Annotated in this window: 19 protein-coding genes; 9 read left to right on the forward strand and 10 right to left on the reverse strand. The window is 69.4% G+C overall.

Features of this window, described 5'->3' with window-relative positions:
* Positions 1–53: 53 nt before the first annotated feature.
* The 4 genes from AC07Q9_RS03915 to AC07Q9_RS03930 all read left to right on the forward strand — a co-directional run bounded on the left by AC07Q9_RS03915 (position 54) and on the right by AC07Q9_RS03930 (position 7,068).
* Positions 54–1,004, forward strand: coding sequence for a LysR substrate-binding domain-containing protein (locus AC07Q9_RS03915; protein ID WP_492677431.1), 951 nt, complete (start codon positions 54–56; stop codon positions 1,002–1,004).
* A gap of 197 nt (positions 1,005–1,201) precedes the next feature.
* Complete coding sequence (locus tag AC07Q9_RS03920) at positions 1,202–2,428, forward strand: efflux RND transporter periplasmic adaptor subunit (RefSeq protein ID WP_495307498.1); 1,227 nt, start codon at positions 1,202–1,204, stop codon at positions 2,426–2,428.
* A 9-nt stretch (positions 2,429–2,437) separates the two neighbouring features.
* Positions 2,438–5,602 carry an efflux RND transporter permease subunit gene (locus tag AC07Q9_RS03925; protein WP_495307500.1) on the forward strand — a complete coding sequence of 1,055 codons (3,165 nt, stop codon included), beginning with the start codon at positions 2,438–2,440 and terminating at the stop codon, positions 5,600–5,602.
* Positions 5,602–7,068 (forward strand): efflux transporter outer membrane subunit, encoded by a 1,467-nt coding sequence (locus AC07Q9_RS03930; protein WP_495307502.1) that lies wholly within the window; start codon positions 5,602–5,604, stop codon positions 7,066–7,068. The genes AC07Q9_RS03925 and AC07Q9_RS03930 overlap by 1 nt, the downstream gene beginning before the upstream one ends.
* A gap of 28 nt (positions 7,069–7,096) precedes the next feature.
* Here AC07Q9_RS03930 and AC07Q9_RS03935 read toward each other — a convergent pair whose 3' ends face one another.
* Positions 7,097–8,152 carry a hypothetical protein gene (locus AC07Q9_RS03935; protein ID WP_495307503.1) on the reverse strand — a complete coding sequence of 352 codons (1,056 nt, stop codon included), beginning with the start codon at positions 8,150–8,152 and terminating at the stop codon, positions 7,097–7,099.
* 58 nt (positions 8,153–8,210) lie between these two features.
* Positions 8,211–9,638, reverse strand: coding sequence for a short-chain fatty acyl-CoA regulator family protein (locus AC07Q9_RS03940; protein ID WP_495307505.1), 1,428 nt, complete (start codon positions 9,636–9,638; stop codon positions 8,211–8,213).
* A 120-nt stretch (positions 9,639–9,758) separates the two neighbouring features.
* On the opposite strand from AC07Q9_RS03940, the gene AC07Q9_RS03945 reads away from it, so the two are divergent.
* The 5 genes from AC07Q9_RS03945 to AC07Q9_RS03965 are packed head-to-tail and all read left to right on the forward strand — an operon-like array spanning position 9,759 to position 16,064.
* A complete protein-coding gene (locus tag AC07Q9_RS03945; protein ID WP_495307506.1) occupies positions 9,759–10,169 on the forward strand; it encodes an acyl-CoA thioesterase in 411 nt (136 codons plus the stop codon).
* Positions 10,166–11,323: a bifunctional 2-methylcitrate synthase/citrate synthase gene (gene prpC, locus AC07Q9_RS03950; RefSeq protein WP_487850331.1), complete on the forward strand. Its 1,158-nt coding sequence runs from the start codon at positions 10,166–10,168 to the stop codon at positions 11,321–11,323. The genes AC07Q9_RS03945 and prpC overlap by 4 nt, the downstream gene beginning before the upstream one ends.
* Positions 11,324–11,383: 60 nt before the next feature.
* Positions 11,384–13,978, forward strand: a complete 2,595-nt coding sequence (gene acnD, locus AC07Q9_RS03955) for a Fe/S-dependent 2-methylisocitrate dehydratase AcnD (protein WP_495307509.1) — start codon at positions 11,384–11,386, stop codon at positions 13,976–13,978.
* Positions 13,979–13,980: 2 nt separating this feature from the next.
* Positions 13,981–15,171: a 2-methylaconitate cis-trans isomerase PrpF gene (gene prpF / locus AC07Q9_RS03960; RefSeq protein WP_495307511.1), complete on the forward strand. Its 1,191-nt coding sequence runs from the start codon at positions 13,981–13,983 to the stop codon at positions 15,169–15,171.
* Positions 15,172–15,200: 29 nt separating this feature from the next.
* Positions 15,201–16,064, forward strand: coding sequence for an isocitrate lyase/PEP mutase family protein (locus AC07Q9_RS03965; protein ID WP_495307513.1), 864 nt, complete (start codon positions 15,201–15,203; stop codon positions 16,062–16,064).
* Between the two features lie 6 nt (positions 16,065–16,070).
* Here the strand turns inward: AC07Q9_RS03965 and AC07Q9_RS03970 are convergent, their stop codons facing one another.
* From AC07Q9_RS03970 to AC07Q9_RS04005, 8 genes are all read right to left on the reverse strand, one after another.
* Positions 16,071–16,805 (reverse strand): RNA polymerase sigma factor FliA, encoded by a 735-nt coding sequence (locus AC07Q9_RS03970; protein WP_070061574.1) that lies wholly within the window; start codon positions 16,803–16,805, stop codon positions 16,071–16,073.
* Between the two features lie 25 nt (positions 16,806–16,830).
* Positions 16,831–17,634 carry a MinD/ParA family ATP-binding protein gene (locus tag AC07Q9_RS03975; protein WP_495307515.1) on the reverse strand — a complete coding sequence of 268 codons (804 nt, stop codon included), beginning with the start codon at positions 17,632–17,634 and terminating at the stop codon, positions 16,831–16,833.
* A 5-nt stretch (positions 17,635–17,639) separates the two neighbouring features.
* Positions 17,640–19,964, reverse strand: coding sequence for a flagellar biosynthesis GTPase FlhF (gene flhF, locus AC07Q9_RS03980; RefSeq protein WP_495307517.1), 2,325 nt, complete (start codon positions 19,962–19,964; stop codon positions 17,640–17,642).
* Complete coding sequence (gene flhA, locus AC07Q9_RS03985; RefSeq protein ID WP_095946642.1) at positions 19,961–22,066, reverse strand: flagellar biosynthesis protein FlhA; 2,106 nt, start codon at positions 22,064–22,066, stop codon at positions 19,961–19,963. Before flhA ends, flhF begins: the two co-directional genes overlap by 4 nt.
* Positions 22,063–23,205, reverse strand: a complete 1,143-nt coding sequence (gene flhB / locus AC07Q9_RS03990; RefSeq protein WP_159274399.1) for a flagellar biosynthesis protein FlhB — start codon at positions 23,203–23,205, stop codon at positions 22,063–22,065. The genes flhA and flhB overlap by 4 nt, the downstream gene beginning before the upstream one ends.
* Positions 23,206–23,339: 134 nt before the next feature.
* Positions 23,340–23,984, reverse strand: a complete 645-nt coding sequence (gene cheZ, locus AC07Q9_RS03995; protein ID WP_307586336.1) for a protein phosphatase CheZ — start codon at positions 23,982–23,984, stop codon at positions 23,340–23,342.
* Complete coding sequence (cheY, locus tag AC07Q9_RS04000) at positions 23,981–24,373, reverse strand: chemotaxis response regulator CheY (RefSeq protein WP_056582361.1); 393 nt, start codon at positions 24,371–24,373, stop codon at positions 23,981–23,983. Before cheY ends, cheZ begins: the two co-directional genes overlap by 4 nt.
* Before the next feature lie 37 nt (positions 24,374–24,410).
* The gene (locus AC07Q9_RS04005) at positions 24,411–25,502 is read right to left on the reverse strand and encodes a protein-glutamate methylesterase/protein-glutamine glutaminase (RefSeq protein WP_083259225.1); all 1,092 of its coding nucleotides are present in this window, start codon (positions 25,500–25,502) and stop codon (positions 24,411–24,413) included.
* Positions 25,503–25,504: the final 2 nt, after the last annotated feature.

Raw genomic sequence — 25,504 nt, forward strand, 5'->3', positions numbered from 1 at the left:
CCACCGATTGGCGTCCAATCGCTTTTGCATCGACTGATAATGATTGCCTATCGATGGCCGCCGACACGCCCACACCCTCTTCCGTGCTGCACGAACGGCTGCTCGCGCGCCTGCGCCTGCGCCACCTGAAGCTCATCGACGCGCTGGCCGCGCACTCGCACCTGCGCCGCGCGGCCGAGGCGATCCACATCAGCCAGCCGGCGGCCACGCAGATGCTGCAAGAGGTCGAGGGCCTGCTCGACACCCCGCTGTTCGAGCGCCACGCGCGCGGCATGCGCATCACCGAGGCCGGGCGCCTGCTGGCGTTGCACGCGCGCATGGTGATCGACGCCATGCAGGTGGCCAGCGACGGCCTCGCGGCGCTGGCCGCGCAGGAGACGCGCGCGCTGCGCATCGGCGCCATCGAGGCGGCCATCGCCAGCGTGCTGCAGCCCGCGCTGAACCTGCTGCATGCGAAGCACCCCAAGCTGCGCCTGTTCATCGAGGAAGGCAACATCGAGCGGCTCACGATCGGCCTGCGCGCGGGCGCCTTCGACGCCGTGCTGCTGCGCCAGCCGGCGCGCGTGCCCGACGCCCACCGCTTCGTGCCGCTGCGCAGCGACGAAGTGGTGGTCATCGCCGGCATCGGCCATCCGGCCGTGCAGCGCAAGCGCCTGCGGCTGCGCGACCTCGCCGATTCGCGCTGGGTGCTGCCGCCCGCGCACTTCGCGGTGCGCCAGGTGATGGAGGCCGCCTGGGCCGCCGAGCGGATCGTGCCGCGCCCGCACGCCATCCAGGTGCTCACGCCGCACCTGGTGCGCGCCCTGCTCTCGCAGCCCGACGTGGTGGTGCCGGTTCCGCGCACCGTGCTCGACCAGCTCGACCGCGCGGCCGTGGCCGAGCTGCCGCTGCGCATGAACGCGCCCATCGCGCCGCTGGGCATCCTCTACCGCACCGACAACGAGGTCGGGCCGCTGCAGCTGCTGGTCGATTTCCTGGTCGCGCAGGCCAGGAAGAAACCGTAGCCGGCGGGTTTTTCATGCGGGCAATGCCCCGCTTCACACCCGCTTAACTGTGGGGCCGCACACTCGGCGCCACCCGCCAGTCCCCTCGGGACATGGCACGGTTTCCGCTCTGTAAAGTTCGCCGCCCCCGCGCCGCGGCATTGAACTCGACGGCGCGAGCCCGCTCCATCTTTGGCTTTCGTTACTTCTGCCTGTCCATGCCCGTCCACTTCGCCTCCCGCTCCGCCCCGCTCCTCACGGCCCTGTGCATCGCCGCCGCCCTCGCGGGGTGCTCGCGCACCCATGTGGAGGCCCCCGGCGCGGCCAAGGCGGCCAACGCTCCGGCGAAAGAAGTCGGCATCGTCACGCTCAAGTCCGAGGTGCTGGCCCTGAGCACCGAACTGCCCGGGCGCACCGCGGCCCCGGTGATCGCCGAGATCCGCCCGCAGGTCGGGGGCATCCTCAAGGAGCGGCTCTTCACCGAAGGCTCGCAGGTCAAGGCCGGCCAGGTGCTCTACCAGCTCGACCCGGCCTCGCTGCAGGCCGCCCACGCCAGCGCGCAGGCCAGCGTGCGCAAGGCCGAGTCGGCCCTGGCCACGGCGCGCACCGTGGCCAAGCGCAATGCCGAGCTGGTGAAGATCGACGCCATCAGCCGCCAGGTGTTCGACGAGACCCAGGCCGCCGAGCAGCAGGCCGAGGCCGACCTCGGCGTGGCCCGCGCCGCCGAGCAGTCCGCGCGCATCCAGCTGGGCTACACGCGCATCACCTCGCCCATCACCGGCTGGGCCGAGCTGTCCACCGTCACGCCGGGCGCGCTGGTCACAGCCAACCAGGCGGCGGCCATGACCACCGTGCAGCAGCTCGACCCGATCCATGTGCACGTCACGCAGTCCAGCAGCGAGCTGCTGCGCCTGAAGCGCGAGCTGGCCAGCGGCCGGCTGCAGCGCGCCAGCGAGGCCGAGGCGCGCATCCAGCTGCTGCTGGAAGACGGCAGCCCCTACCCGCACGCCGGACGCCTCACCTTCAGCGGCGTGACGGTCGATGCCGGCACCGGCAGCGTCACGTTGCGCGCCGTGGTGCCCAACCCCGACAAGCTGCTGATGCCCGGCATGTACGTGCGCGCCGTGCTGCAGGAAGGCGTGAACGACGCCGCGCTGCTGGTGCCGCAGCAGGCCGTCACGCGCGCGCCCGACGGCAGCGCCTCCACGCTGGTGATCGACGCCGAGGACAAGGTCCAGAAGCGGCCCATCCGCATCGGCCGCGCCATCGGCACGCGCTGGCAGGTGATCGACGGCCTGGCCGCGGGCGACCGCGTGCTCATGGAAGGCTCGCAGCGCGTGAAGGTGGGCGACAAGGTGCGCACGGTCGACCTCGGCGCGAAGCCGGCCGGCGCCGCAGTTGCGAGCGCCACGCCCGACGCCGCCTCCGCCACCGTCGCGCGCTGAGGCCCCGCCATGGCCCAGTTCTTCATCGACCGCCCCATCTTCGCGTGGGTGCTTTCCATCGTCGTCATGCTCGCCGGCCTGATGGCCATCCGCACGCTGCCGCTGGAGCAGTACCCCGACATCGCGCCGCCGCGCGTGTCCATCAACGCCACCTACACCGGCGCCTCGGCCAAGACGGTCGAAGACTCCGTCACCCAGGTCATCGAGCAGCAGATGAAGGGGCTGGACAACCTGCTGTACATGCAGTCGACCAGCAACTCGTCGGGCGTGGCGCGGCTGTCGCTCACCTTCAACGCGGGCACCAACATCGACGTGGCCCAGATGCAGGTGCAGAACAAGCTGCAACAGGCCATGTCGCGCCTGCCGCAGCAGGTGCAAAGCCGCGGCGTCACCGTCACCAAGGGCGGCAACGACTTCCTGCTGATCGTCTCGATGTTCTCCGGCGACGGCAGCGCCTCGGCGGTGGACGTGGGCGACTACATCAGCAGCAACCTGGTCGACGTCATCAGCCGCGTCGACGGCGTGGGCGAGGTGCAGACGCTGGGCACCGGCTACGCCATGCGCCTGTGGCTGGACCCCGACAAGCTGCGCAAGTACGCGCTCATGCCCTCCGACGTGGGCAGCGCCATCACCGCGCAGAACGCGCAGGTCTCGGCCGGCCAGCTCGGCGCGCTGCCGGCCGGTGCGCAGCAGCAGCTCAATGCCACCATCACCGCGCGCAGCAAGCTGAAGACGGTCGAGGAGTTCGAGAACGTGGTGCTGCGCGCCACGCCCGACGGCGCCGTGGTGCGCCTGCGCGACGTGGCCCGCGTGGAGCTGGGCGCCGAAAACCTCACGGTGCGCTCGGTGCTGGGCGGGCGCCCAGGTGCCGGCATGGGCATCGTGCTGGCCGACGGCGCCAACGCGGTGCAGGTGGCCGAGGCCGTGAAGGCCAAGGTGGCCGAGCTGCAGCCGCTCTTTCCCAACCAGATGCAGACCTTCGTGAGCTACGACACCACGCCCTTCGTGAGCGCGTCGATCGACGAGGTGGTGAAGGCACTGGCCGAGGCCATGGTGCTGGTCGTGCTGGTGATGTACATCTTCCTGCAGAACTTCCGCGCCACGCTGATCCCGGCCATTGCCGTGCCTGTAGTGCTGCTGGGCACCTTCGGCGTGCTCTCCGTGGCGGGCTACTCGATCAACACACTCACCATGTTCGGCATGGTGCTGGCCATCGGCCTCTTGGTGGACGACGCCATCGTGGTGGTGGAGAACGTCGAGCGTGTGATGCACGAAGAGGGCCTCTCGCCCAAGGAGGCCACGCGCAAGTCGATGGCCGAGATCACGCCCGCGCTCGTGGGCATCGCGCTGGTGCTGTCGGCCGTGTTCATCCCCATGGCCTTCTTCGGCGGCTCAACCGGCGTGATCTACCGCCAGTTCTCGATCACCATCGTCTCGGCCATGGCGCTGTCGGTGTTCGTGGCGCTCACGCTCACGCCGGCGCTGTGCGCCACGCTGCTCAAGCCGGTCGCCAAGGGCGGCCACGCAGCCCCGCGCAAGGGCGTGCTGGGCGCGGTCGACCGCTTCTTCGCGGGCTTCAACCGCCGCTTCGACCAGGGCGCCGACCGCTACCAGGGCATCGTCGGCGGCATCGTGCGGCGCGGCAAGCGCAGCCTCGTCGTGTACCTGCTGATCGCGGCCGTGATGGCGCTGCTGTTCATGCGCCTGCCCACCTCCTTCCTGCCCGATGAAGACCAGGCCTTCCTGCAGGTGCAGGTGACGCTGCCGCCGGGCGCGTCGGACGCGCGGCTGCAGCCGGTGGTCACGCAGATGCAGGACTACTTCACCAAGCAGCCCGAGGTGGTGAGCGTGAACGTGATCACCGGGCAGAACGGCGACCAGAGTTCGGCGCGCGCCTTCGTGAAGCTGAAGGACTGGGCCGAGCGCGAAGGCGCCGGCCAGTCGGCCGCCGAACTCGCGCGGCGCGCCAACAAGGAGCTCTCGACCATCCGCGACGCGCGCATCTTCGTGCTGCTGCCGCCGGCGGTGCGCGGGCTCGGCGCCAACGCGGGCTTCAACTTCCACCTGAAGGACATCAATGGGCTGGGCCACGACGCGCTCGTGAAGGCGCGCGACCAGCTCATCGACCTGCTCTCCAAGCGCCCCGAGGTGGCGAACGTGCGCAGCAACAACCTGGACGACACGCCGCAGTTCGCGGTGGACATCGACGACGCGCGCGCCGGCGCGGCCAGCCTGGCCACGTCCGACATCGACAGCACCTTGTCGAGCGCCATGGGCGGCACCTACATCAACGACTTCCTGGACAACGGCCGCGTCAAGCGCGTGTACATGCAGGGCGACACGGCCTTTCGCATGCTGCCCACCGACATCGACCGCTGGAGCGTGCGCAACAACCTGGGCCAGATGGTGCCGTTCCCGGCCTTCTCGAGCTCGCGTTGGACCTACGGCTCGCCGCAGCTGCAGCGCTACAACGGCAGCCCCAGCTACGAGTTCGTCGGCGATGCCGCACCCGGCGTGAGCTCGGGCGACGCCATGGCCGCCGTCGATGAAGTGATGAAGCAGATGCCCGCCGGCATCGGCTACGAATGGACCGGCGCCTCGTTCCAGGAGCGCCTGTCGGGCGCGCAGGCGCCAGTGCTCTACGCCATCTCGATCCTGTTCGTGTTCCTGTGCCTCGCGGCCCTGTACGAGAGCTGGTCGGTGCCGTTCTCGGTGATCCTGGTGGTGCCGCTGGGCATCGTGGGCGCGCTGCTGTTCACCAGCCTGCGCGGCCTGAGCAACGACGTGTACTTCCAGGTCGGCCTGCTCACCACGGTGGGCCTGTCGTCCAAGAACGCGATCCTGATCGTCGAGTTCGCCAAGCAGCTGCAGGAGCAGGGCAAGGGCGTGATCGAGGCCACGCTGGAGGCCGTGCGGCTGCGGCTGCGCCCCATCCTCATGACCTCGCTGGCCTTCGGCTTCGGCGTGCTGCCGCTGGCCATCGGCACCGGCGCAGGTGCGGGCGGCCGCCAGTCGATCGGCACCGCGGTGCTGGGCGGCATGGTGGTCGGCACGGCGCTGGGCATCTTCTTCGTGCCGCTGTTCTTCGCGATGATCCGCGGCTGGCTGGAAGGCCGCCGCAAGCCGGCCGACACGCCGCCGGATGCCTTGCCCGCAGAACAGGGAGCGCAATGATGACGCGCACCACCCTGCCCCGCCTTCCCCTGCCCCGCCTTCCCCTGCGCGCCCTGGCCTGCGCCGCCCTGGCCTCGGCCGTGCTCGCCGGCTGCGTCAACCTCGCGCCCGCGTACGAAACGCCCGCCTCGCCGGTCCCATCGGCCCTGCCCTCGGCCGGCGTCGCCACGGCCACGCCGCTGGACATCGGCTGGCGTGACTTCTTCGTCGACAAGCAGCTGCAGGGCGTGATCGAACTCGCGCTCGCCAACAACCGCGACCTGCGCGTGGCGGCGCTCAACATCGAGCGTGCGCGCGCCCAGTACGGCATCGCGCGGGCCGACCTGTTCCCCACCGTCAACGCCGGCGCCGCCGGCACGCGCTCGCGCACGCCGGGCAGCCTGTCGACCAGCGGCGAATCGCGCATCGCCTCGCAGTACAGCGCCAACCTCGGCATGACGGCCTACGAGCTCGACCTGTTCGGGCGCGTGCGCAACCTCGGCGAATCGGCGCTGCAGGGCTACTTCCAGACCGAGGAAACGCAGCGCAGCACGCAGATCAGCCTCGTGGCCTCCGTCGCCACGGCGTGGCTGCAACTGGCCGCCGACGAGCAGCGCCTGCAGCTGGCGCGCGGCACGCTCGAGAGCCAGCGCAAGTCCTTCGAGCTGGTGCAGCGCAGCCATGCGCTCGGCGCGCAGTCGGGCCTGGCGCTGGCGCAGGCGCAAAGCACCGTCGATGCCGCGCGCGCCGACGCCGCGGCCTTCGACAGCCAGGTCGAGCAGGACCGCAACGCGCTGGCGCTGCTGGTCGGCGCCACGCCGCCGCCCGAGTTGCTGCCGACCGCCGCGACGACCGCCGACGTCGCGCAACTGCTCGCGCCCCCGGCTGGTCTGTCGTCGAGCGTGCTGCAACAGCGCCCCGACGTGCGCGCCGCCGAGCACGCGCTGCGCGCGAGCAACGCCGACATCGGCGCGGCGCGCGCGGCCTTCTTCCCCCGCATCGCGCTCACCGCCTCGGCCGGCACCGCGAGCAGCACGCTCTCGGGCCTGTTCGCGAGCGGCAGCAAGGCCTGGAGCTTCGCGCCGTCGATCAGCGTGCCGATCTTCGACGGCGGCGCCAACCGCGCCAACCTGCAGGTGGCGCAAGCGCAGCAGAAGATCCAGATCGCCACCTACGAGAAGGCCGTACAGACCGCCTTCCGCGAAGTGGCCGACGCCCTGGCCGAACGCCGCACGCTGGCCGAGCGCCTCGACGCGCAGCGCTCGCTGCGCGCCGCCACCGCGCGCAGCTTCGAGCTCTCGCAGTCGCTCTTCAAGAGCGGCGCCGCCAACTACCTCGACGTGCTGGACGCGCAGCGCAGCGACTATGCGGCGCAGCAGACGCTCATCGGTTTGCAGCTCACGGAGCAGACGAACCGGCTGGCGATCTACAAGGCGCTGGGGGGTGGGTGGAGCGAGGCGAGCGCCACGCCTCCCTCCTCGCTCTGACTCTGTCGGAAGGAGCCCTCGAAGCGCACTAGCGTGCCTCGAGGGTCCATGGGACGTAGGGTTCGAGAACGGTACATCCCGAGAGCTTCATCGTGCTCTTCACACTGTTCTCCGCAGTGAGCATCACCACCGTCCCGGCGGAGTAGGACACCCATTCGCAAGCGACCGATGGCAATGCGTCGGAGAAACGCGACGCCGGAATCACCCGTTCATCGAATGCGAAGTCTCCCTTCGGCTTTGGAAGCTGCCCGATCGGAAGCGATCTTTCACTTCCTGTCCCCGTTCTCGCCTTGACGACCGGCTCGAAGTTTTTCGTGGTGACCTCGTTCGCCTCGTACCGCAGGTCGCGAGCGAAGTAGAGCTCGAACCGGCGATTCCTGAATCGCTCGGGCACTGGGTCGACACGCGCTTGCAGCACCTCGTCGACTGCGAAGCACTGCTCGGACAGACATTGATCACCGGCATCCATGAAGAGCCAGACCTTGTCACCCTCTTGAAGGACCAACGCAGGCGATGCGTTCGCGTTCTTCTTCGGCAGGGTCACATGCAGGAACTGTCGCTCCGGGAACGATGGCTTCGGATCCGATTCGTCGGGAAACAAGGCGTCTTTGCCAAGCCAGACCAGGGACGTCCAACCGTAGGCATCGACGAAGTAGCCGATGAAGGTGTCCGGCGCGTTGTGCTTCGCGATCGTCGGCCGGCCAAAACCATGGACGCCGGAGAAATGCGATCGCAACGAAAACCCGAAACGGCCCTCTGTGAGTTTGGCGATCTTCGAAGGATCTTGCCGGGCAAACTTTTTGGCAGACCAGCCCACAGGCCGAACCAGCAAAGAAACGTCGAGGGGGCCGCTGCAGCCCTCGACCGTTGCCTTGCTGGACAGCCGGCATTTTTTCAAGAGATGCAGATCCTCATTGGCATCGAGATTCATCAACTTCATCTCGACCATCCTCTGGGTCTCCACATCGCGCGAGACAGAGGGGATCAGGACCGGCGGGCATCCTGCAAGGCACAAAAGAACGCCAAGGGATGCGATGGCCTTGCAGGCGCTTGCCAACGAGCGGTGGTGATGCGGTTTCAACATCTGGAGATCCTTCCCTCTTTGCTTGGAATCGGCGCAGCAGCTCGTGCCCTGTTTCTACTTAAGCCCCCGCCACCGCATACGGCGTGAACCGGCTTTCGTTCTCGTTCACATCGAGCGGCCGCCCGATGAACGGGAACGCCCGCTGCGGACAGGCCACGCGCTCGCACACCTTGCAGCCCATGCCGATGGGCGTGGGCACGTCGGGGTCCTTCAGGTCCAGGCCCTTGGCGTAGACCAGGCGCGGGGCGTGGCGGATGTCGCAGCCCAGGCCGATCGAGAAGGTCTTGCTCGGCGAGCCGAAGCCGCGCTGGCCGTGCGACACGGTGCGCGCAATCCACAGGTAGGCGCGGCCGTCGGGCATGCGCGCCAGCTGCGGCAGCACGCGCCCGGGCTGCGCGAAGGCCTCGTACACGTTCCACAACGGGCAGGTGCCGCCGGTCTTCGAGAAGTGGAAGTGCGTGGCCGACTGCCGCTTGGAGATGTTGCCGGCCCGGTCCACGCGGATGAAGAAGAAGGGCACGCCCGACGCGCCCGGGCGCTGCATGCTGCTCAGGCGGTGGCAGACGGTTTCGAAGCCCACGCCGAACTGGCGCGCGAGCAGGTCGATGTCGTAGCGCAGCGCCTCGGCCGCCTGCAGGAACGGGCCGTAGGGCAGCAGCACGGCGGCCGCGAAGTAGTTGGCCAGCCCGATGCGCGCGAGCGCGTGGGCCGGGGCGTCGCCGAAATCGGCCTGCACGACCAGCGACTCGATGAGCGCGGCCTGCTCCAGCAGCGCGAGCTGCGTGGCCAGCTGGAAGGCCTGCTGGCCCGGCTCCAGGCCGGCCGACAGGCGCAGCACGCGGCGGGCCGGGTCGTAGCGGCGCTGGCTGTCGAGCGCGCCCTCCCCTTCGTCGCCCGGCACCACGCGCACGCCGTGGGCCGAAAGAAGCCGCTGCTGGAGCCATTCGGCGAGCGGTCCGCCGTTCGCACGGGCCTCGGCGGCGAGCGATTCGGCGGCGGTGTCGAGCGGGTCGAAATGGTTCTGGTGGGCAAAGAAGAAATCGCGCACCACCTCGAAAGGCATGGGCCGGCTGCGCGAGATGTCGCCGCGCCCGTCGCCGAGTTCGGCGGCCATGAGCTCCAGCCGCTCCTGCGCCTCCTGGTGGCGGCGGTGCAAGGCCAGCAGCGCGCGCGCCACGGCCGGCATCTGCGACGCCACCTCGCGCAGCTCGGGCAGCGCGACGGCCTCGCCGCCGGGGTTGTCCGCCAGCGCCTCGCGCATGCGGGCCACCAGCCGCGCCTCTTCGTCTTCGGAGAACTGCTGCACGTCGACGCCGAGCGTCTTGCTGATGCGCAGCAGCACCGCCACGGTGAGCGGGCGCTGGTTCTGCTCGATCTGGTTCAGGTAGCTCGGCGACAGGCCCAGCATCTGGGCCAGCGCCACCTGCGTGAGGCCGCGTTCGGCGCGCAGCGTGCGCAGGCGCACGCCCATGAAGGTCTTGCTCATCGGGTCACCTCGTGGGTCTTTGCGATATTCGCAATATTTGCAAAATCAGCCGTCTTCATTCGCAATCATTCGCCAATTCAGGCCTTCATTATGGGCGTTCGATTGCGTAAATTGCGAAGCATGACAAACCGATCCGCCGCCATCGAGCTGACCGACATCGTGTTCCCCGAGCACACCAACCACTACGGCACGCTGTTCGGCGGCAACGCCCTGCTGCTGATGTCCAAGGCCGCCTTCCTCGCCGCGCGCGCCTTCGCGAAGTCCGACGTGGTGATGGCCAGCCTGGGCGACGCGCAGTTCCTCGCGCCCGTGCCCGTCGGCCATGTGCTGCGCCTGCGGGCCTGGGTGACGCGCGCCGGGCGCAGCTCGCTCACGGTCTGCGTCACCGGCGCGGCCGAGCCGCCCGACGGCGAAGCCCGCCCTTCGCTGAAAGGCCTGTTCGAGATGGTGGCCGTCGATGGCCGCGGCCGTCCCGCGCGCCTGCGCAACACCTACCTGTACCCCGTGCCCACAGACAAGGAACCCGCATGAACGACACCGCCACCCCCACCGGCTTCAAGCCCAAGAAATCCGTCGCCCTCTCGGGCGTGACCGCCGGCAACACCGCCCTGTGCACCGTGGGCCGCACCGGCAACGACCTGCACTACCGCGGCTACGACATCCTGGACATCGCCGAGGTCTGCGAGTTCGAGGAAATCGCGCACCTGCTGGTGCACGGCAAGCTGCCCACGTCTGCCGAGCTGCGCGCCTACAAGGCCAAGCTCAAGGCCATGCGCGGCCTGCCCGCGAGCCTGAAGGAGGCGCTGGAGCAGCTGCCCGCCAGCGCGCACCCGATGGACGTGATGCGCACCGGCGTCTCGTCGCTGGGCTGCCTGCTGCCCGAGAAGGAAGACCACAACCTGCCCGGCGCGCGCGACATCGCCGACCGCCTGATGGCCTCGCTCGGCTCGATGCTGCTGTACTGGTACCACTGGTCCACGCAGGGCCGGCGCATCGAAGTCGAGACCGACGACGACTCCATCGGCGCGCACTTCCTGCACCTGCTGCACGGGCGCAAGCCCAGCGCGCAGTGGGAGCGCGCGATGCACACCTCGCTCAACCTCTATGCCGAGCACGAGTTCAACGCCTCCACCTTCACGGCGCGCGTGGTCGCGGGCACGGGCTCCGATGTGTACTCGGCCATCACCGGCGCCATCGGTGCGCTGCGCGGCCCCAAGCACGGCGGTGCGAACGAGGTGGCCTTCGAAATCCAGAAGCGCTACGACGCACCCGACGAGGCCGAGGCCGACATCCGCCGCCGCGTCGCCGCCAAGGAAGTCGTGATCGGCTTCGGCCACCCGGTCTACACGGTGAGCGACCCACGCAACGTGGTCATCAAGGGCGTGGCGCGCACGCTGTCGCAGGAGGCCGGCTCGACCAAGATGTTCGACATTGCCGAGCGGCTCGAGGCCGTGATGTGGGACGTGAAGCAGATGTTCCCCAACCTCGACTGGTTCAGCGCCGTGAGCTACCACATGATGGGCGTGCCCACCGCCATGTTCACGCCGCTGTTCGTCATTGCGCGCACCTCGGGCTGGGCGGCGCACATCATCGAGCAGCGCATCGACAACAAGATCATCCGGCCGAGCGCCAACTACACGGGCCCCGAAGACCTGAAGTTCGCGCCAATCCAGGATCGGAAGTAAAAACACGAGAAGAAGAAAAGCGCCCGTGCCCGCGCGCGGGTGCCGAGCGACAAGCGCCCCATGAACACCGACTACCGCAAGAACCTTCCCGGCACCGCGCTGGACTACTTCGATGCACGCGAAGCCGTCGAAGCGATCCGCGCCGGCGCCTGGGCCACGATGCCTTACACCGCGCGCGTGCATGCCGAGAACCTCGTGCGCCGCTGCGACCCGGCGATCCTCGCGCAAAGCCTCACGCAGCTCATCGAGCGCCGGCGCGACCATGACTTTCCGTGGTTCCCCGCGCGCGTGGTCTGCCACGACATCCTCGGCCAGACCGCGCTGGTCGACCTGGCCGGCCTGCGCGACGCCATCGCCGAACAGGGCGGCGACCCCTCGCAGGTGAACCCCGTGGTGCCGGTGCAGCTCATCGTCGACCATTCGCTGGCCGTGGAGTGCGGCGGCTTCGACCCCGATGCCTTCGCGAAGAACCGCGCCATCGAGGACCGGCGCAACGAAGACCGCTTTCACTTCATCGAATGGACGAAGCGGGCCTTCCGCAACATGGAGGTGATCCCGCCGGGGAACGGGATCATGCACCAGATCAACCTGGAGCGGATGTCGCCCGTCGTGCACGCGCAGGACGGCGTGGCCTACCCCGACACGCTGGTGGGCACCGACAGCCACACGCCGCACGTCGACGCGCTGGGCGTCGTCGCCGTGGGCGTGGGCGGGCTCGAGGCCGAGAACGTGATGCTCGGCCGCGCCTCGTGGATGCGGCTGCCCGACATCGTCGGCGTGCGGCTCGCGGGCCGGCCGCAGCCGGGCATCACGGCCACCGACGTCGTGCTGGCGCTCACCGAGTTCCTGCGCGCGGCGAAGGTCGTGGGCGCGTACCTGGAGTTCCACGGCGAAGGCGCGGCCAGCCTCACGCTGGGCGACCGCGCGACCATCTCCAACATGGCGCCCGAGTACGGCGCCACCGCCGCGATGTTCGCCATCGACACGCAGACGCTCGACTACCTGCGCCTCACGGGCCGCGCCGACGAGCAGGTGCGCCTGGTCGAGGTCTATGCGAAGCAGGCGGGCCTGTGGGTCGACACGCTGAGCGAAGTCGAATACGAGCGCGTGCTGCAGTTCGACCTCTCGACGGTCGTGCGCAACATGGCCGGCCCGTCGAACCCGCATGCGCGCGTGGCCACCGCCGACCTCGCGGCGCGTGGCATCGCCGCCCCGTGGGACGACGTGCCCGGCCAGATGCCCGACGGCGCCGTGATCATCGCGGCCATCACCAGCTGCACCAACACCAGCAATCCGCGCAACGTGATCGCCGCGGGCCTGCTTGCGCGCAATGCCAACCGCGTGGGGCTCGCGCGCAAGCCGTGGGTCAAGACTTCGCTCGCGCCGGGCTCAAAAGCGGTGACGCTGTACCTGGAAGACGCGGGCCTGATGCGCGAACTCGAACAGCTGGGCTTCGGCGTGGTCGCCTATGCCTGCACCTCGTGCAACGGCATGTCGGGCGCGCTCGACCCGGCCATCCAGCAGGAGATCGTGGAGCGCGACCTGTACGCCACGGCCGTGCTCTCGGGCAACCGCAACTTCGACGGCCGCATCCACCCGTATGCGAAGCAGGCCTTCCTCGCTTCGCCGCCGCTGGTGGTGGCCTACGCGATTGCGGGCACGGTGCGCTTCGACATCGAGAAGGACGTGCTCACCGTCGTCGACGGCAAGGAAATTCGCCTCAAGGACCTCTGGCCGAGCGACGAAGAGATCGACGCCATCGTGAAGGCCAGCGTGAAGCCCGCGCACTTCCGCCAGGTGTACGAGCCGATGTTCGCGATCCAGCCCGACACGGGCGAGCAGGTCGCGCCGCTGTACGACTGGCGCCCCGCCTCCACCTACATTCGCCGCCCGCCGTACTGGGAAGGCGCGCTGGCCGGCGAACGCACGTTGAAGGGCATGCGCCCGCTGGCGATCCTGCCAGACAACATCACGACCGACCACCTCTCGCCGTCGAACGCGATCCTGCTGGACAGCGCGGCCGGCCAGTACCTGCACCGCATGGGCCTGCCCGAGGACGACTTCAACTCCTACGCCACCCACCGCGGCGACCACCTCACGGCGCAGCGCGCCACCTTCGCCAACCCCACGCTGAAGAACGAGATGGTGCGCAAGGCCGACGGCACGGTGCGCGCCGGATCGCTCGCGCGTGTCGAGCCCGAGAGCGAGGTGATGCGCATGTGGGAGGCCATCGAGACCTACATGGGGCGCAAGCAGCCGCTGATCATCGTGGCCGGCGCCGACTACGGCCAGGGCTCGTCGCGCGACTGGGCCGCCAAGGGCGTGCGGCTGGCCGGCGTGGAAGCGATCGCGGCGGAAGGCTTCGAGCGCATCCACCGCACCAACCTCATCGGCATGGGCGTGCTGCCGCTCGAATTCAAGCCCGGCACCAACCGCCTCACGCTGGGCCTGGACGGCACCGAGACTTACGATGTGACCGGTGCGCGCACCCCGCGCGCCGACCTCGTGCTGGTCGTGCACCGCCGCAATGGCGAACGGCTCGACGTGCCCATGACCTGCCGCCTCGACACCGCCGAAGAGGTCTCCATCTACGAAGCCGGCGGGGTGCTGCAGCGTTTTGCGCAGGACTTCCTCGCCGCCACGAAAGCCGACTGACGATGCCGCATCTTCCGCAGATCAAGATCCCCGCCACCTACATGCGCGGCGGCACCAGCAAGGGCGTGTTCTTCCGCCTGCAGGACCTGCCCGAGGCGGCGCAGGTGCCGGGCCCAGCGCGCGACGCGCTGCTGCTGCGCGTGATCGGCAGCCCCGACCCCTACGGCAAGCAGATCGACGGCATGGGCGCCGCGACGTCGAGCACCAGCAAGACCGTCATCCTCTCGAAGAGCGAACGGCCCGGCCACGACGTGGACTACCTGTTCGGCCAGGTGTCGATCGACCGGCCTTTCGTGGACTGGAGCGGCAACTGCGGCAATCTCTCGTCGGCCGTGGGCCCGTTCGCGATCAGCAACGGCCTCATCGACGCGGCACGCGTGCCGCGCGACGGCGTGGCGGTCGTGCGCATCTGGCAGGCCAACATCGGCAAGACCATCGTCGCGCACGTGCCGATGACCGGCGGTGCGGTGCAGGAGACCGGCGACTTCGAACTCGACGGCGTGACCTTCCCCGCGGCCGAGGTGCAGCTCGAGTTCATGGACCCCGCCGCCGAAGAAGACGGCGCGGGCGGCGCGATGTTCCCGACCGGCAACCTCGTCGACGACCTCGAGGTGCCCGGCCTCGGCACGCTGCAGGCCACGATGATCAACGCCGGCATCCCCACCGTCTTCGTGAACGCCGAAGCGCTCGGCTACACCGGCACCGAACTGCAGGACGCGATCAACGGCGACGCCGCCGCGCTCGCCCGCTTCGAGGCCATCCGCGCGCACGGTGCGCTGCGCATGGGCCTGATCCAGTCGCTCGACGAAGCGGCCAGCCGCCAGCACACGCCCAAGGTCGCCTTCGTGGCCAAGCCTGCCGGCTACACCGCATCGAGCGGCAAGGCTGTGGCGGCCGGCGACATCGACCTGCTCGTGCGCGCGCTGTCGATGGGCAAGCTGCACCACGCGATGATGGGCACGGCAGCGGTGGCCATCGGCACGGCCGCGGCCATTCCCGGCACGCTGGTGAACCTCGCGGCCGGCGGCGGCGCGCGCGAGGCCGTGCGCTTCGGCCATCCCTCGGGCACTTTGCGCGTGGGCGCGCAGGCCAGCCAGGTCGATGGCGAATGGCAGGTGACCAAGGCAGTGATGAGCCGCAGCGCCCGCGTACTGATGGAAGGCTGGGTCCGTGTGCCCGGCGACACCCTTTGAGCTTTCAGATCCATTCACAGGAAATTCCGATGTCGACTCGCAAGACCCTCCGATCCCTGGCCGAGGCCCGCCGCGGCGTGCTGGTGCCGGGCGCCTTCAACGCGCTGTCGGCGCGCGTCATCGAAGACCTGGGCTTCGAAGCCATTTACGTGACCGGCGCGGGCGTCACCAACATGTGGTTCGGCCTGCCCGACCAGGGCTTCATGGGCCTGCACGAGATCGCCGACCACACGGCGCGCATCCGCGACGCCGTGAACCTGCCGCTGATCGTCGATGCCGACACCGGCTTCGGCAACGCGCTGAACGTGCGCCACACGGTGCGCATGCTGGAGCGCGCGGGCGCCGACTGCATCCAGTTCGAGGACCAGGTCGCGCCCAAGCGCTGCGGCCATTTCTCGGGCAAGGAGGTGATCTCCACCGAGGAAGCGGTGAACAAGATCAAGGCCGCCGTCGATGCCCGCACCGACCCCGACCTGCTCATCATGGCCCGCACCGACGCGGCCGCCACGCTGGGCTTCGAGGCCGCGATCGAGCGCGCACAGAAGTTCAGCGAGGCCGGCGCCGACATCCTGTTCGTCGAAGCTGTCACCACAGCCGACGAAATTCGCGCACTGCCGCAGCGCCTGCACAAGCCGCAACTCATGAACATGGTGATCGGCGGCAAGACGCCGATCTTCGGCGCCGAGGAGCTCGGCGGCCTGGGCTACGGCATCGTGCTGTATGCCAACGCCGCGCTGCAGGGCGCGCTGGCCGGCATGCAGAAGGCGCTCACGGTGCTGCGCGACACGCGGCGCATGGACGAAGACCCGTCGCTGGTCGCGCCCTTCGCCGAGCGGCAGCGGCTGGTGCGCAAGCCCGAACTCGATGCGCTCGACGCGCGCTACGCCAGCTGAGTTTCTCTACAGAGAATCCTTCAGCTTCGCACGCAGCCGGCTCACCGCCTGCCCGTGCAGCTGGCACACGCGCGACTGACTCACTTCGAGCACCGCGCCGATCTCGCGCAGGTTCAGCTCTTCCTCGTAGTAGAGCTTGAGCAGCAGCTGGTCGCGCTCGGGCAGCGCGCCAATGGCGTCCACCAGCTGGTGGCGAAAGCCGCTTTCGAGCAGGCGCGCCAGCGGGTCGTCGAAGTCGCCGCGCCCCTTGCGCGCCTCCTGCGCATGCAGATCGAGAAAGGGGTTGTCGGGGTCGCCCTTGGCGAAGTCTTCCACGTACAGCAGCTGGCAGCCCTGGATGTCCTGCAGCATCGACTGGTAGGTGTCCAGGTCGACCTTCAGCTCCTTCGCGATCTCGCCTTCGGTGGGCGCGCGGCCCAGCCGGTGGCCCAGCGCCTGGATCGCCTTCTCGATGCCGCGCGCCGACTGGCGCAGCCCGCGCGAACCCCAGTCGCTGGCGCGCAGCTCGTCGAGCATGGCGCCGCGGATGCGCTGGCTGACGAAGGTCTCGAACTGTGCGCCGCGGTGGTCCTGGTAGCGGCTCGACGCATCGAGCAGGCCGAGCATGCCGGCCTGGATCAGGTCGTCCAGCTCCACGCTGGCCGGCAGCCGCGCCATCATCTGCAGCGCGATGCGGCGCACCAGCGGCTGGTGCTGTTCCAGCAGATGCGATTTCTCGATGGTGCCCTGTGCGGTGTACACGGCCGTCCGTCCTCGTGGTCGTGCCTCAGGCCGCGAGCGCCTGCGGGAACACGGCCGGCCGCGCGGGCGTGCGCCAGGTCCAGCGGCCCATCTCGTCGGCGATGGCGCGGAAATCGACCGCCGCCGCACTGGCCGGAAAGGCCTCGACCACGGTCTGGCGCAGCCGCGCCGCATCGGCCAACCAGGGGTCGGTACGCACCCACCCCACGGGCAGCAGCGACAACGCGAGGTAGCGGCTGGCGGCCTGTGCGAGGTTGTGCATGACCTGCTGCGCCGTGCCCGCATCGGCCACGCCGTTGAGCAGGAAGCGCAGCTGCTTCAGTGCATGCGTGCGGTGCAGGCGCTTGATGCCCGCGTAGGCCGAGGTGATGGCCGCCGGGTGCGGCTGCAGCACGAGCAGCAGTTCGTCGGCGCTTTCCGCCAGCGGCGACAGCCGGCCTTCGTCGTCGAAAGCCGCATCGACGAGCACGATGCCGCGCGGCCACAGCGTGCGCGGGTCGACGGTCGCGCCGGGCGATGCGGGCAGCACCTGCACGCCGCACACCGCGCTCGCGGCGGCTTGGTCGATGCGCAGCCGCCGACTCGCCACATCGGCCAGCGTGCCGCGTGGGCCGAGCGCCCACACATCGCACACCGAGCGTCCCTTCGGGTGATGTTCATCCAGCAACAGCACGTCCTTGCCCTGCTGCGCCAGCGCCGCGCCCAGGCTCATCGCAGCCGTGGTCGCGCCCGCGCCGGGGCCCATGCCCGCGACGGCGACGACGCGCACCGGCGCCTGCCCGAGCAGCCGGCGCAGCCCGTCGGCCTGGTCCGTGACGCGTGCGCTCATCGCCTTCAGCCCAGGCGTTCCAGCGCGCGCGGCGCTTGCGCGGGCGCGGCCGATTCGGTGCCCAGCGCATCGAGCAGCAGGAACAGCTTGCCCACGCCCGCGTACAGCGCGCCGCCCGTCAGCGCGCGGCCGGCGCGCGCGGCGCGGCCCGTGAGCTGGCCCAGCAGCAGGCGCGTGCGATCGGCCCATTCGCCCTCGGCCTGCAGCAGGCGCCACACGGTGGTCGTGACCTGACCGGCGACGAGCAGGCGCTTCATCATGTGCGGATCGCCGGGCTCGCCCATGCCGCCCACGAGCTGCACGCCGTCGCGCAGCAGGCGGAAGCACGGCTCGGCGTCGGCGACCCAGCCCTGCCATTGCGCGAGCTGCGGTGCGCCCACTTCGTCGCCCAGGTTGGTGAGCACGCAGGTCTGCGACAGCAGCTTGCGGCTGCGCGCATCGACCACGCGCACGGCCACGCAGCGCAGCATGGGCAGGGTGTCGCGGTCGATGGCAGTGCGCGGCAACACCTCGACCTGCGCTTCGCATTGCAGCGCGGCCTTGCCGCGATAGCGCACGGGCCGTTCGGTCGCATCGTCGAACGCGAAGGCCAGGCGCGCGAGCGTGGTCGCGGTGCCGGTGCGCACGTCCGTCACAGCCGTGCTGCCCGGCGCGCGCGCCAGCCACTGCGTGCCTTCGGCCTGCCACGCCAGCATCTGTTCGATGGCCGGCGGCTTGCCCAGCACATGCACCAATCGTTTGCCGAAATCCTGCTGCTGCAGCCACTGCGCCTGACGCTGGCCCGGTGCGGCCGACTGGCGCGCCGCAGCGGTCGAAAGCCACTGGTTCGGCGCCGCCAGCGGCAACCCGTTGCGGTCCGACAGCAGCAGGCTGCCATGGCACACGTAAGCGTCGCCACTGTCGGTCGCGCGCAGGCCCACCTGCCCGGCCAGCGCGAGGACGTAGGTGTCGCATCCCCCAACCACCTCGCCGCGCGCGAACGCGGGCAGATCGTGCAGCACGGCCCTGGCATCGACGGCCTCGTCACCGGCCTGCCGCCACAGCATGCGCGCGCCATCGAAGCCGATGTGCGCCCCAGCCAGCGCGCCCGCAGTGGTCGCCAGTTCCTGCGCGTCGTGCGCCATCGCACGGATCAGGCTCTGGTAGCGCAAGCGCAGGCGATCGGTCTCGCTCTGCGCCTGCGGCGAAGGCGCGGCCTCGTCGGGCAGGTCGGCTTCGGCCGGCACGAAGAGCGGGCTGTGCTGGCGCGGCTGGAACACGCTGTCCACCAGCTGCACGCGGTCCGCGCGCACCAGGTTCTCGGGCACCTTCTGGCCGCCCGAGATGTAGTGAACCGGCAGGCGGTGGCGGATCACGGTGTCGATCAGCGCACCCGGGTGCGTGGCCTCGTCGACCTTGGTGAAGATGCAGCCCGCCAGCGCATGGCCCTGGCGGTAGGCATGCACCACCTCGTTGAGCGTGTCGCCGTGGCTCGTGGCGTTGAGCAGCAGCAGCCGCTTCACCGGCCGCTGGCTGCTGCCGAGCATGGCGATCTGTTCGGGCACGGCGCGGTCTCGCTGGCTCATGCCGACGGTGTCGATGAGCACCATGTGGCGGTCGCGCAGGTCGTGCAGCACCAGCTGCAGGTCGGCCGCGTCCTTCACGGCATGCACCGGCACGTTGAGGATCTGGCCGTAGATGCGCAGCTGTTCGTAGGCGCCGATGCGGTAGCTGTCGGTGGTGACGAGCGCGAGCTTGTCGGCGCCGAAGCGCATCACGCAGCGCGCCGCCAGCTTGGCGGTGGTGGTGGTCTTGCCGACGCCGGTCGGGCCCATCAAGGCATAGACGCCGCCCTGCGCGAACAGCGCGTCCTCGTCTTCATGCACCGGCACCGCGCGCACGAGCTCGGAGCGCACGAAGGCCATGCCGTCGGCGTAGCTCTGGCCCGTGGGCAACTTCTCGAGCATGGCCTTCGACAGGCGCGCGCTGAAGCCGGCGCCGAGCAGCGTGCGCAGCAGGCGACCGCGCACCGGGTCGCGGCGCTGGCTGTCGCTCCAGACCACGCTGGCGAGCTGTTCTTCGATCATGCCGCGCATCGAATGGAGTTCGCTGAGCACGGTGGGGTCGGCCGGTGCGGCCGTGGCAGGTGCGGCTGCGGGCACTGCGGCCTGCACCGTCTCCTGCACATCGCCCTCGGCCATGGCGACGATTTCGACGCCCTGCGCGGTGGCGCGGTGCGTGAGCACGATGGCCTCGGCGCCGAGCGATTCGCGCACCAGGCGCAGGGCCTCGCGGCCGGTGGCGGCGACGAATTTGCGTGCGGTGGTGCGCACGTCGGTCTGGGGATTCAAACGGCTCGTCCTCCAATGGCGGCGGTGATCTTGATGGTCCGGGCGTCAGGGATCTCGGCGTGCGAGAGCACCTTGAGCTGCGGCAGGCTGCGCCGCAAAAAGCGCGACAGCAGCACACGCAGCGCGTGCTGCACGACCAGCACCGGGGCCAGCCCCATCTGCTCCTGGCGCACCATGGCGGCCTGCGCCTGCTTGAGCAGGTTGTCGGCAATGCCCGGCTCGATGCCGCTGCTGTTGTTCAGGGCCTGCTGCAGCACGCTGTCGAGCGAGCCGTCCAGGCCGATCACCTGCATCTCCTCGTCGCCCGGGAACAGCTGCTGCGTGATGGCGCGGCCCAGCGCCAGGCGCGTGAGCGTGGTGAGCTCGGTCGGGTCTTTCACCGTGGGCGCGTGCTCGGCCATCACGTCCAGGATGGTGCGCATGTCGCGGATCGGCACTTCTTCGTCGAGCAGGTTCTGCAGCACCTTGTGCAGCGTGCTCAGCGACAGCACCTTGGGCACCAGGTCTTCGGTGAGCTTGGGCGCGGTCTTGGCGATCTGGTCGAGCAGCTGCTGCACTTCCTGGCGGCCCAGCAGCTCGGCCGCGTGGGTGTGGATCAGGTGGTTCAGGTGCGTGGCCATCACGGTGCAGGCATCGACCACGGTGTAGCCGTACACCTGCGCCTGCTGGCGCAGGCTGGCGTCGATCCAGGTGGCCTCCAGGCCGAAGGCCGGGTCGCGCGTGGGCGTGCCGGTCAGCGTGCCCGTCACCTGGCCGGGGTTGATCGCCATCCACTGGTTGGGGAAAGCCTCGCCGCGGCCGATCTCCACGTCCTTCAGGCTGATGACGTAGGCGTTGGGCTTGATCTCCAGGTTGTCGCGGATGTGGACCACCGGCACCAGGAAGCCCAGCTCCTGCGCGATCTTCTTGCGGATGCTCTTGATGCGGCCCAGCAGCTCGCCCTGCTGCGACTGGTCCACCAGCGGGATGAGCCGGTAGCCGACCTGCATGCCCAGCGGATCGACCATGGCCACGTCGTCCCAGGTGGCTTCGGCCTGCTCGGCCGCGGCGGGCACGCCTGCCCCTTGCGTTGCGGCGGCGGCTGCCTGCTGCGCGGCGACCTGCGGCTTGCGCTGCACCAGCCGCTTGCCGAGCCACACCAGGCCGCCCGCGATCAGCAGGAAGGCCAGGTTCGGCATGCCGGGGATCATGCCCAGCAGGCCGACGATGCCGGCCGTGAGGAACAGCACCTGCGGGTTGGAAAAGAGCTGGCCCGTGAGCTGGCTGCCCACGTCCTCGTCGGTGGTCACGCGCGAGACGATCACGCCGGCCGCGGTGGAGATCACCAGCGCCGGAATCTGCGCCACCAGGCCGTCGCCGATGGCCAGCAGCGTGTAGGTCTTGCCGGCTGTCGAGAAGTCGAGCCCGTGCTGCAGCATGCCGACCACGAGGCCGCCGATGATGTTGATCACCATGATGAGCAGGCCCGCGATGGCGTCGCCGCGCACGAACTTGCTGGCACCGTCCATCGAGCCGTAGAAGTCGGCCTCCTGCGCCACTTCGGCGCGGCGCTTGCGGGCGATCTCCTCGCCGATCAGGCCGGCGTTGAGGTCGGCGTCGATCGCCATCTGCTTGCCCGGCATCGCGTCGAGCATGAAGCGCGCGCCCACCTCGGCGATGCGGCCCGCGCCCTTGGTGATCACCATGAAGTTGATGAGCACGAGGATGATGAACACCATCACGCCCACCGCGAAGTTGCCGCCCACCAGGAAGTGGCCGAAGGCCTCGATCACCTTGCCGGCCGCGTCGGGCCCGGTGTGGCCGTGCATGAGCACCACGCGCGTGGAGGCCACGTTGAGCGACAGGCGCAGCAGCGTCGAGAACAGCAGCACCGCCGGGAAGGCCGCGAAGTCCAGCGCCTTCATGGTGTACATGCTCACCAGCAGCACCATCACCGACAGCGCGATGTTGAAGGTGAACAGCAGGTCGAGCAGGAAGGGCGGCAGCGGCAGCACCATCATGCTCAGGATGAGGATGATGAGGATCGGGCCCGCCAGGCCCTTGAACTGCGAGCCGGAGAAGATCCGCGCCGGCAGGCGCATCAGGTCGTTCAATCCGTTCATGCGACCGCCGGCGAATACTGCAGGTCGGCCGGCACCGGCAGGTCGGTCGGCGTGCGCGGCGCCTCGCCGCCCTCGCTGTTCCAGCGCTTGAGCTGGTACACCCAGGCCAGCACCTCGGCCACGGCGGTGTACAGCCCTGCGGGAATTTCCTCGCCCAGCTTCGTGTGCCGATACAGCGCGCGCGTGAGCGGCGGCGCCTCCAGGATCGCGACCTTGTGTTCCCTGGCCATCTCGCGGATGCGCGCGGCCACCAGCTCGGTGCCCTTGGCAACCACGCGCGGTGCGCGCATGTCGCTGTCCAGGTACTGCAGCGCGACGGCGAAGTGCGTCGGGTTGGTGAGCACGATGTCGGCCTTGGGCACCTCGGCCATCATGCGGCGGCGTGCCATCTGCTGCTGTTGCCGGCGGATCTGCGCCTTGATGTGCGGGTCGCCTTCGCTTTCCTTGTGCTCCTGGCGCACGTCCTCGCGCGACATGCGCAGCTTGCGGTAGTAGTTCCACAGCTGGAACGGCACGTCGACGAGCGCGACGAGAAAGAGCGTGGCGGCGATCAGCGCGCAGTGCTTGGCCACCAGCACCAGCGCATGCGGCAGCGCCTCGTGCGCGGGCTGCGACATGAGCGCCATCACGGCCTCGATGTCGTCCACGATGACCCACCACGCCACGCCGCCGATGAGCGCCGACTTGGCCAGCGCCTTCACGAGTTCGGCCAGCGCCTGCGCCGAGACCATGCGGCCGATGCCGGCCAGGGGATTGAGCTTGCCGAAGTTGGGTGCAACGGCCTTGCCGGAGAACATCCAGCCGCCGAGCATCAGCGGCGCTGCCACGGCGGCGACGACCATCATGGCGAACAGCGGCCCGATGGCCATGAGTGCATGCAGCACCATGAGCCCGCTCTGCGAGAGCATGTGCGCGGGGTCGAAGGCGCTGGCGCGTTCGAACTGCAGGCCGCGTCGCAGCGCGCCGCTCAGGCTCGCGCCGAGCGACTCGGCCGCCAGCCACAGGCCGGCGCTCGCGGTGGCGAGCATGACGAAGGTGGTGAGCTCGCGCGAACGGGCCACGTTGCCTTCCTCGCGCGCCTTCTCCAGGCGCCGCTCGGAGGCGGGTTCCGTTTTCTCGAGATCGCTTTCCTCAGCCATTCATGCTCCGAACCAGCACTGGCGAAGTACGCCTTGCCCAGAACCAAATTATTGGATCCGGTGGTGCGGAACAATCTGCCGATCAGGGCCGGTATCGCCCTGCAATTCGGCCAATCAAGCAGGCTGCGAGCGGCTCAGAAACCCAGGCTTTCGAGCAGGTCGTCGACCTGCGCCTGGTCGGTCACGGCGTCGGGGTTGCCGGCCTTCACCTGCGGCCCGTTCTGCAGGCTCTGCACGGCCTCGTGGCGCTTCTCGGGCGGCGAGTTGTCGATGAGCACCTGCAGCAGCTGCGTCTCGACGTCGTTGACGACTTCCATCATCTTCTTGATGACCTGGCCGGTGAGGTCCTGGAAGTCCTGCGCCATCAGGATCTCCATGAGCTGCGTGTTGATGGCGCTGGCGCGCTGGGGCACGTCGTTCAGGTAGCCGCGCGTGTCCAGCACGAGCTCGCGCGCCTGGTCGAGTTCGATCGGGTTCTCGAACCACTGGTCCCAGCGCTGCGTCAGGGCCTTGGCGTCGGTGGCCAGGGCTTCCTGCAGCGGCTGCGCCACGTCGATGGCGTTGAGCGCGCGGTGCGCCGCGCGCTCGGTGGTGGCCGCCACGTAGTTGAGGCGGTCGCGCGCATCGGGGATGGCCTGCGCGGCCTTGGCCACCTGCTTGTCCAGGCCCAGCTCGCGCAGGCCTTCGCGCAATTGGCGCGTGAGGTGGCCGATGCGGCCCAGCAGTTCCTCGGTGGTGTTGTTGGTGGCGTCTGCCGCGCCGGCGGTGTCCTGGCTCATGCCTTGGCCAGCTTCTCGAAGATCTTGGTGATCTTCTCTTCCAGCGTCGCCGCGGTGAAGGGCTTCACCACGTAGCCGTTGGCGCCGGCCTGCGCGGCCGCGACGATGTTTTCCTTCTTGGCCTCGGCCGTGACCATCAGCACCGGCAGCGTCTTCAGCTCGGGATCGGCGCGGATGGTCTGCAGCATGGTCAGGCCGTCCATGTTGGGCATGTTCCAGTCGGAGACCACGAAGCCGAAGCTGCCGCCGCGCAGCTTCTCCAGGCCGGCCACGCCGTCCTCGGCCTCGTCGACGTTGAGGAACTCCAGCTCCTTCAACAGGTTGCGCACGATGCGCCGCATGGTCGGGAAGTCATCCACCACCAGGATCTTGATGCTCTTGTCGATCACGATTTTTTCCAGCTCCACAGGTCGTTGTTCAAACTCGTCATACCCGGTTCGCACGTTCACCGAACGTGCGAAGGTGCGCCATCACGCGGCGACTGATCTCGTTCAGCGGCGACACCTCGTCCACCGCGCCCAGCGCCACCGCCTCGCGCGGCATGCCGAAGACCACGCAGCTGGCCTCGTCCTGCGCCAGCGTGTGCGCGCCCGCGCGCCGCATGCGCAGCAGGCCCTCGGCGCCGTCCTTGCCCATGCCGGTGAGGATGATCCCGATGGCGTTCTTGCCCGCGTGCTTGGCCGCCGAATCGAACAGCACGTCGATCGACGGCCGGTGGCGGTTCACGGGCGGCTCCTGGTCCAGGTGCGCCACGTAGTTGGCGCCGCTGCGCGCCAGCGACAGGTGAAAGCCGCCCGGCGCGATGTAGGCATGGCCCGGCAGCACGCGCTCGCCCTGCTCCGCCTCCTTCACGCGGATGCGGCACAGGCCGTCCAGGCGCTGTGCGAAGGAGCGCGTGAAGCCGGCCGGCATGTGCTGCGCGATGAGCACCGCGGGCGCATCGGGCGGCAGCGGCTGCAGCACCTCGCGGATGGCCTCGGTGCCGCCGGTGGAGGCGCCGATGATGAGCAGCTTCTCGGTGCTCAGCAGCGGGCTGCGCAGCAGCGCCTCGGGCGCGGCCTCGTGGGCGGGCCGCGCCGCCGTGGCCGCTGGGCGCGCGGGCAGCAGCCGCGCACTGGCGGCCGTGCGGATCTTGCCGGCGATGAGCTCGGTGTAGTTGAGCAGGCCGTCGCGCACGCCCAGGCGCGGCTTGGTCACGAAGTCGATGGCGCCCAGCTCCAGCGCGCGCAGCGCGATCTCCGAGCCGCGCTCGGTGAGCGAGGACACCATGACCACCGGCATCGGCCGCAGGCGCATGAGCTTCTCGAGAAACTCCAGGCCGTCCATGCGCGGCATCTCCACGTCGAGCGTGAGCACGTCGGGGTTGGTGACCTTGATGAGGTCGCGCGCCACCAGCGGGTCGGCCGCGGTGCCGACCACGGTCATGTCGCTCTGGCTGTTGATGATCTCGCTCATCACGCTGCGGATCAGCGCCGAATCGTCGACGCAGAGCACCTTGATCTTTTTCTTGCTTGGCAGGC

The sequence above is a fragment of the Variovorax sp. GW821-FHT09A10 genome (assembly GCF_059418385.1).

Coding starts and splice junctions, on each gene's coding strand:
- AC07Q9_RS03945 (WP_495307506.1), top strand. CDS start 9,759: ATGACAAACCGATCCGCCGCCATCGAGCTGACCGACATCGTGTTCCCC.
- prpC (WP_487850331.1), top strand. CDS start 10,166: ATGAACGACACCGCCACCCCCACCGGCTTCAAGCCCAAGAAATCCGTC.
- AC07Q9_RS03925 (WP_495307500.1), top strand. CDS start 2,438: ATGGCCCAGTTCTTCATCGACCGCCCCATCTTCGCGTGGGTGCTTTCC.
- AC07Q9_RS03940 (WP_495307505.1), bottom strand. CDS start 9,638: ATGAGCAAGACCTTCATGGGCGTGCGCCTGCGCACGCTGCGCGCCGAA.
- AC07Q9_RS03915 (WP_492677431.1), top strand. CDS start 54: ATGGCCGCCGACACGCCCACACCCTCTTCCGTGCTGCACGAACGGCTG.
- AC07Q9_RS03965 (WP_495307513.1), top strand. CDS start 15,201: ATGTCGACTCGCAAGACCCTCCGATCCCTGGCCGAGGCCCGCCGCGGC.
- prpF (WP_495307511.1), top strand. CDS start 13,981: ATGCCGCATCTTCCGCAGATCAAGATCCCCGCCACCTACATGCGCGGC.
- acnD (WP_495307509.1), top strand. CDS start 11,384: ATGAACACCGACTACCGCAAGAACCTTCCCGGCACCGCGCTGGACTAC.
- AC07Q9_RS03930 (WP_495307502.1), top strand. CDS start 5,602: ATGACGCGCACCACCCTGCCCCGCCTTCCCCTGCCCCGCCTTCCCCTG.
- AC07Q9_RS03920 (WP_495307498.1), top strand. CDS start 1,202: ATGCCCGTCCACTTCGCCTCCCGCTCCGCCCCGCTCCTCACGGCCCTG.
- cheZ (WP_307586336.1), bottom strand. CDS start 23,984: ATGAGCCAGGACACCGCCGGCGCGGCAGACGCCACCAACAACACCACC.
- AC07Q9_RS03975 (WP_495307515.1), bottom strand. CDS start 17,634: ATGAGCGCACGCGTCACGGACCAGGCCGACGGGCTGCGCCGGCTGCTC.
- AC07Q9_RS03935 (WP_495307503.1), bottom strand. CDS start 8,152: ATGTTGAAACCGCATCACCACCGCTCGTTGGCAAGCGCCTGCAAGGCC.
- flhB (WP_159274399.1), bottom strand. CDS start 23,205: ATGGCTGAGGAAAGCGATCTCGAGAAAACGGAACCCGCCTCCGAGCGG.
- flhA (WP_095946642.1), bottom strand. CDS start 22,066: ATGAACGGATTGAACGACCTGATGCGCCTGCCGGCGCGGATCTTCTCC.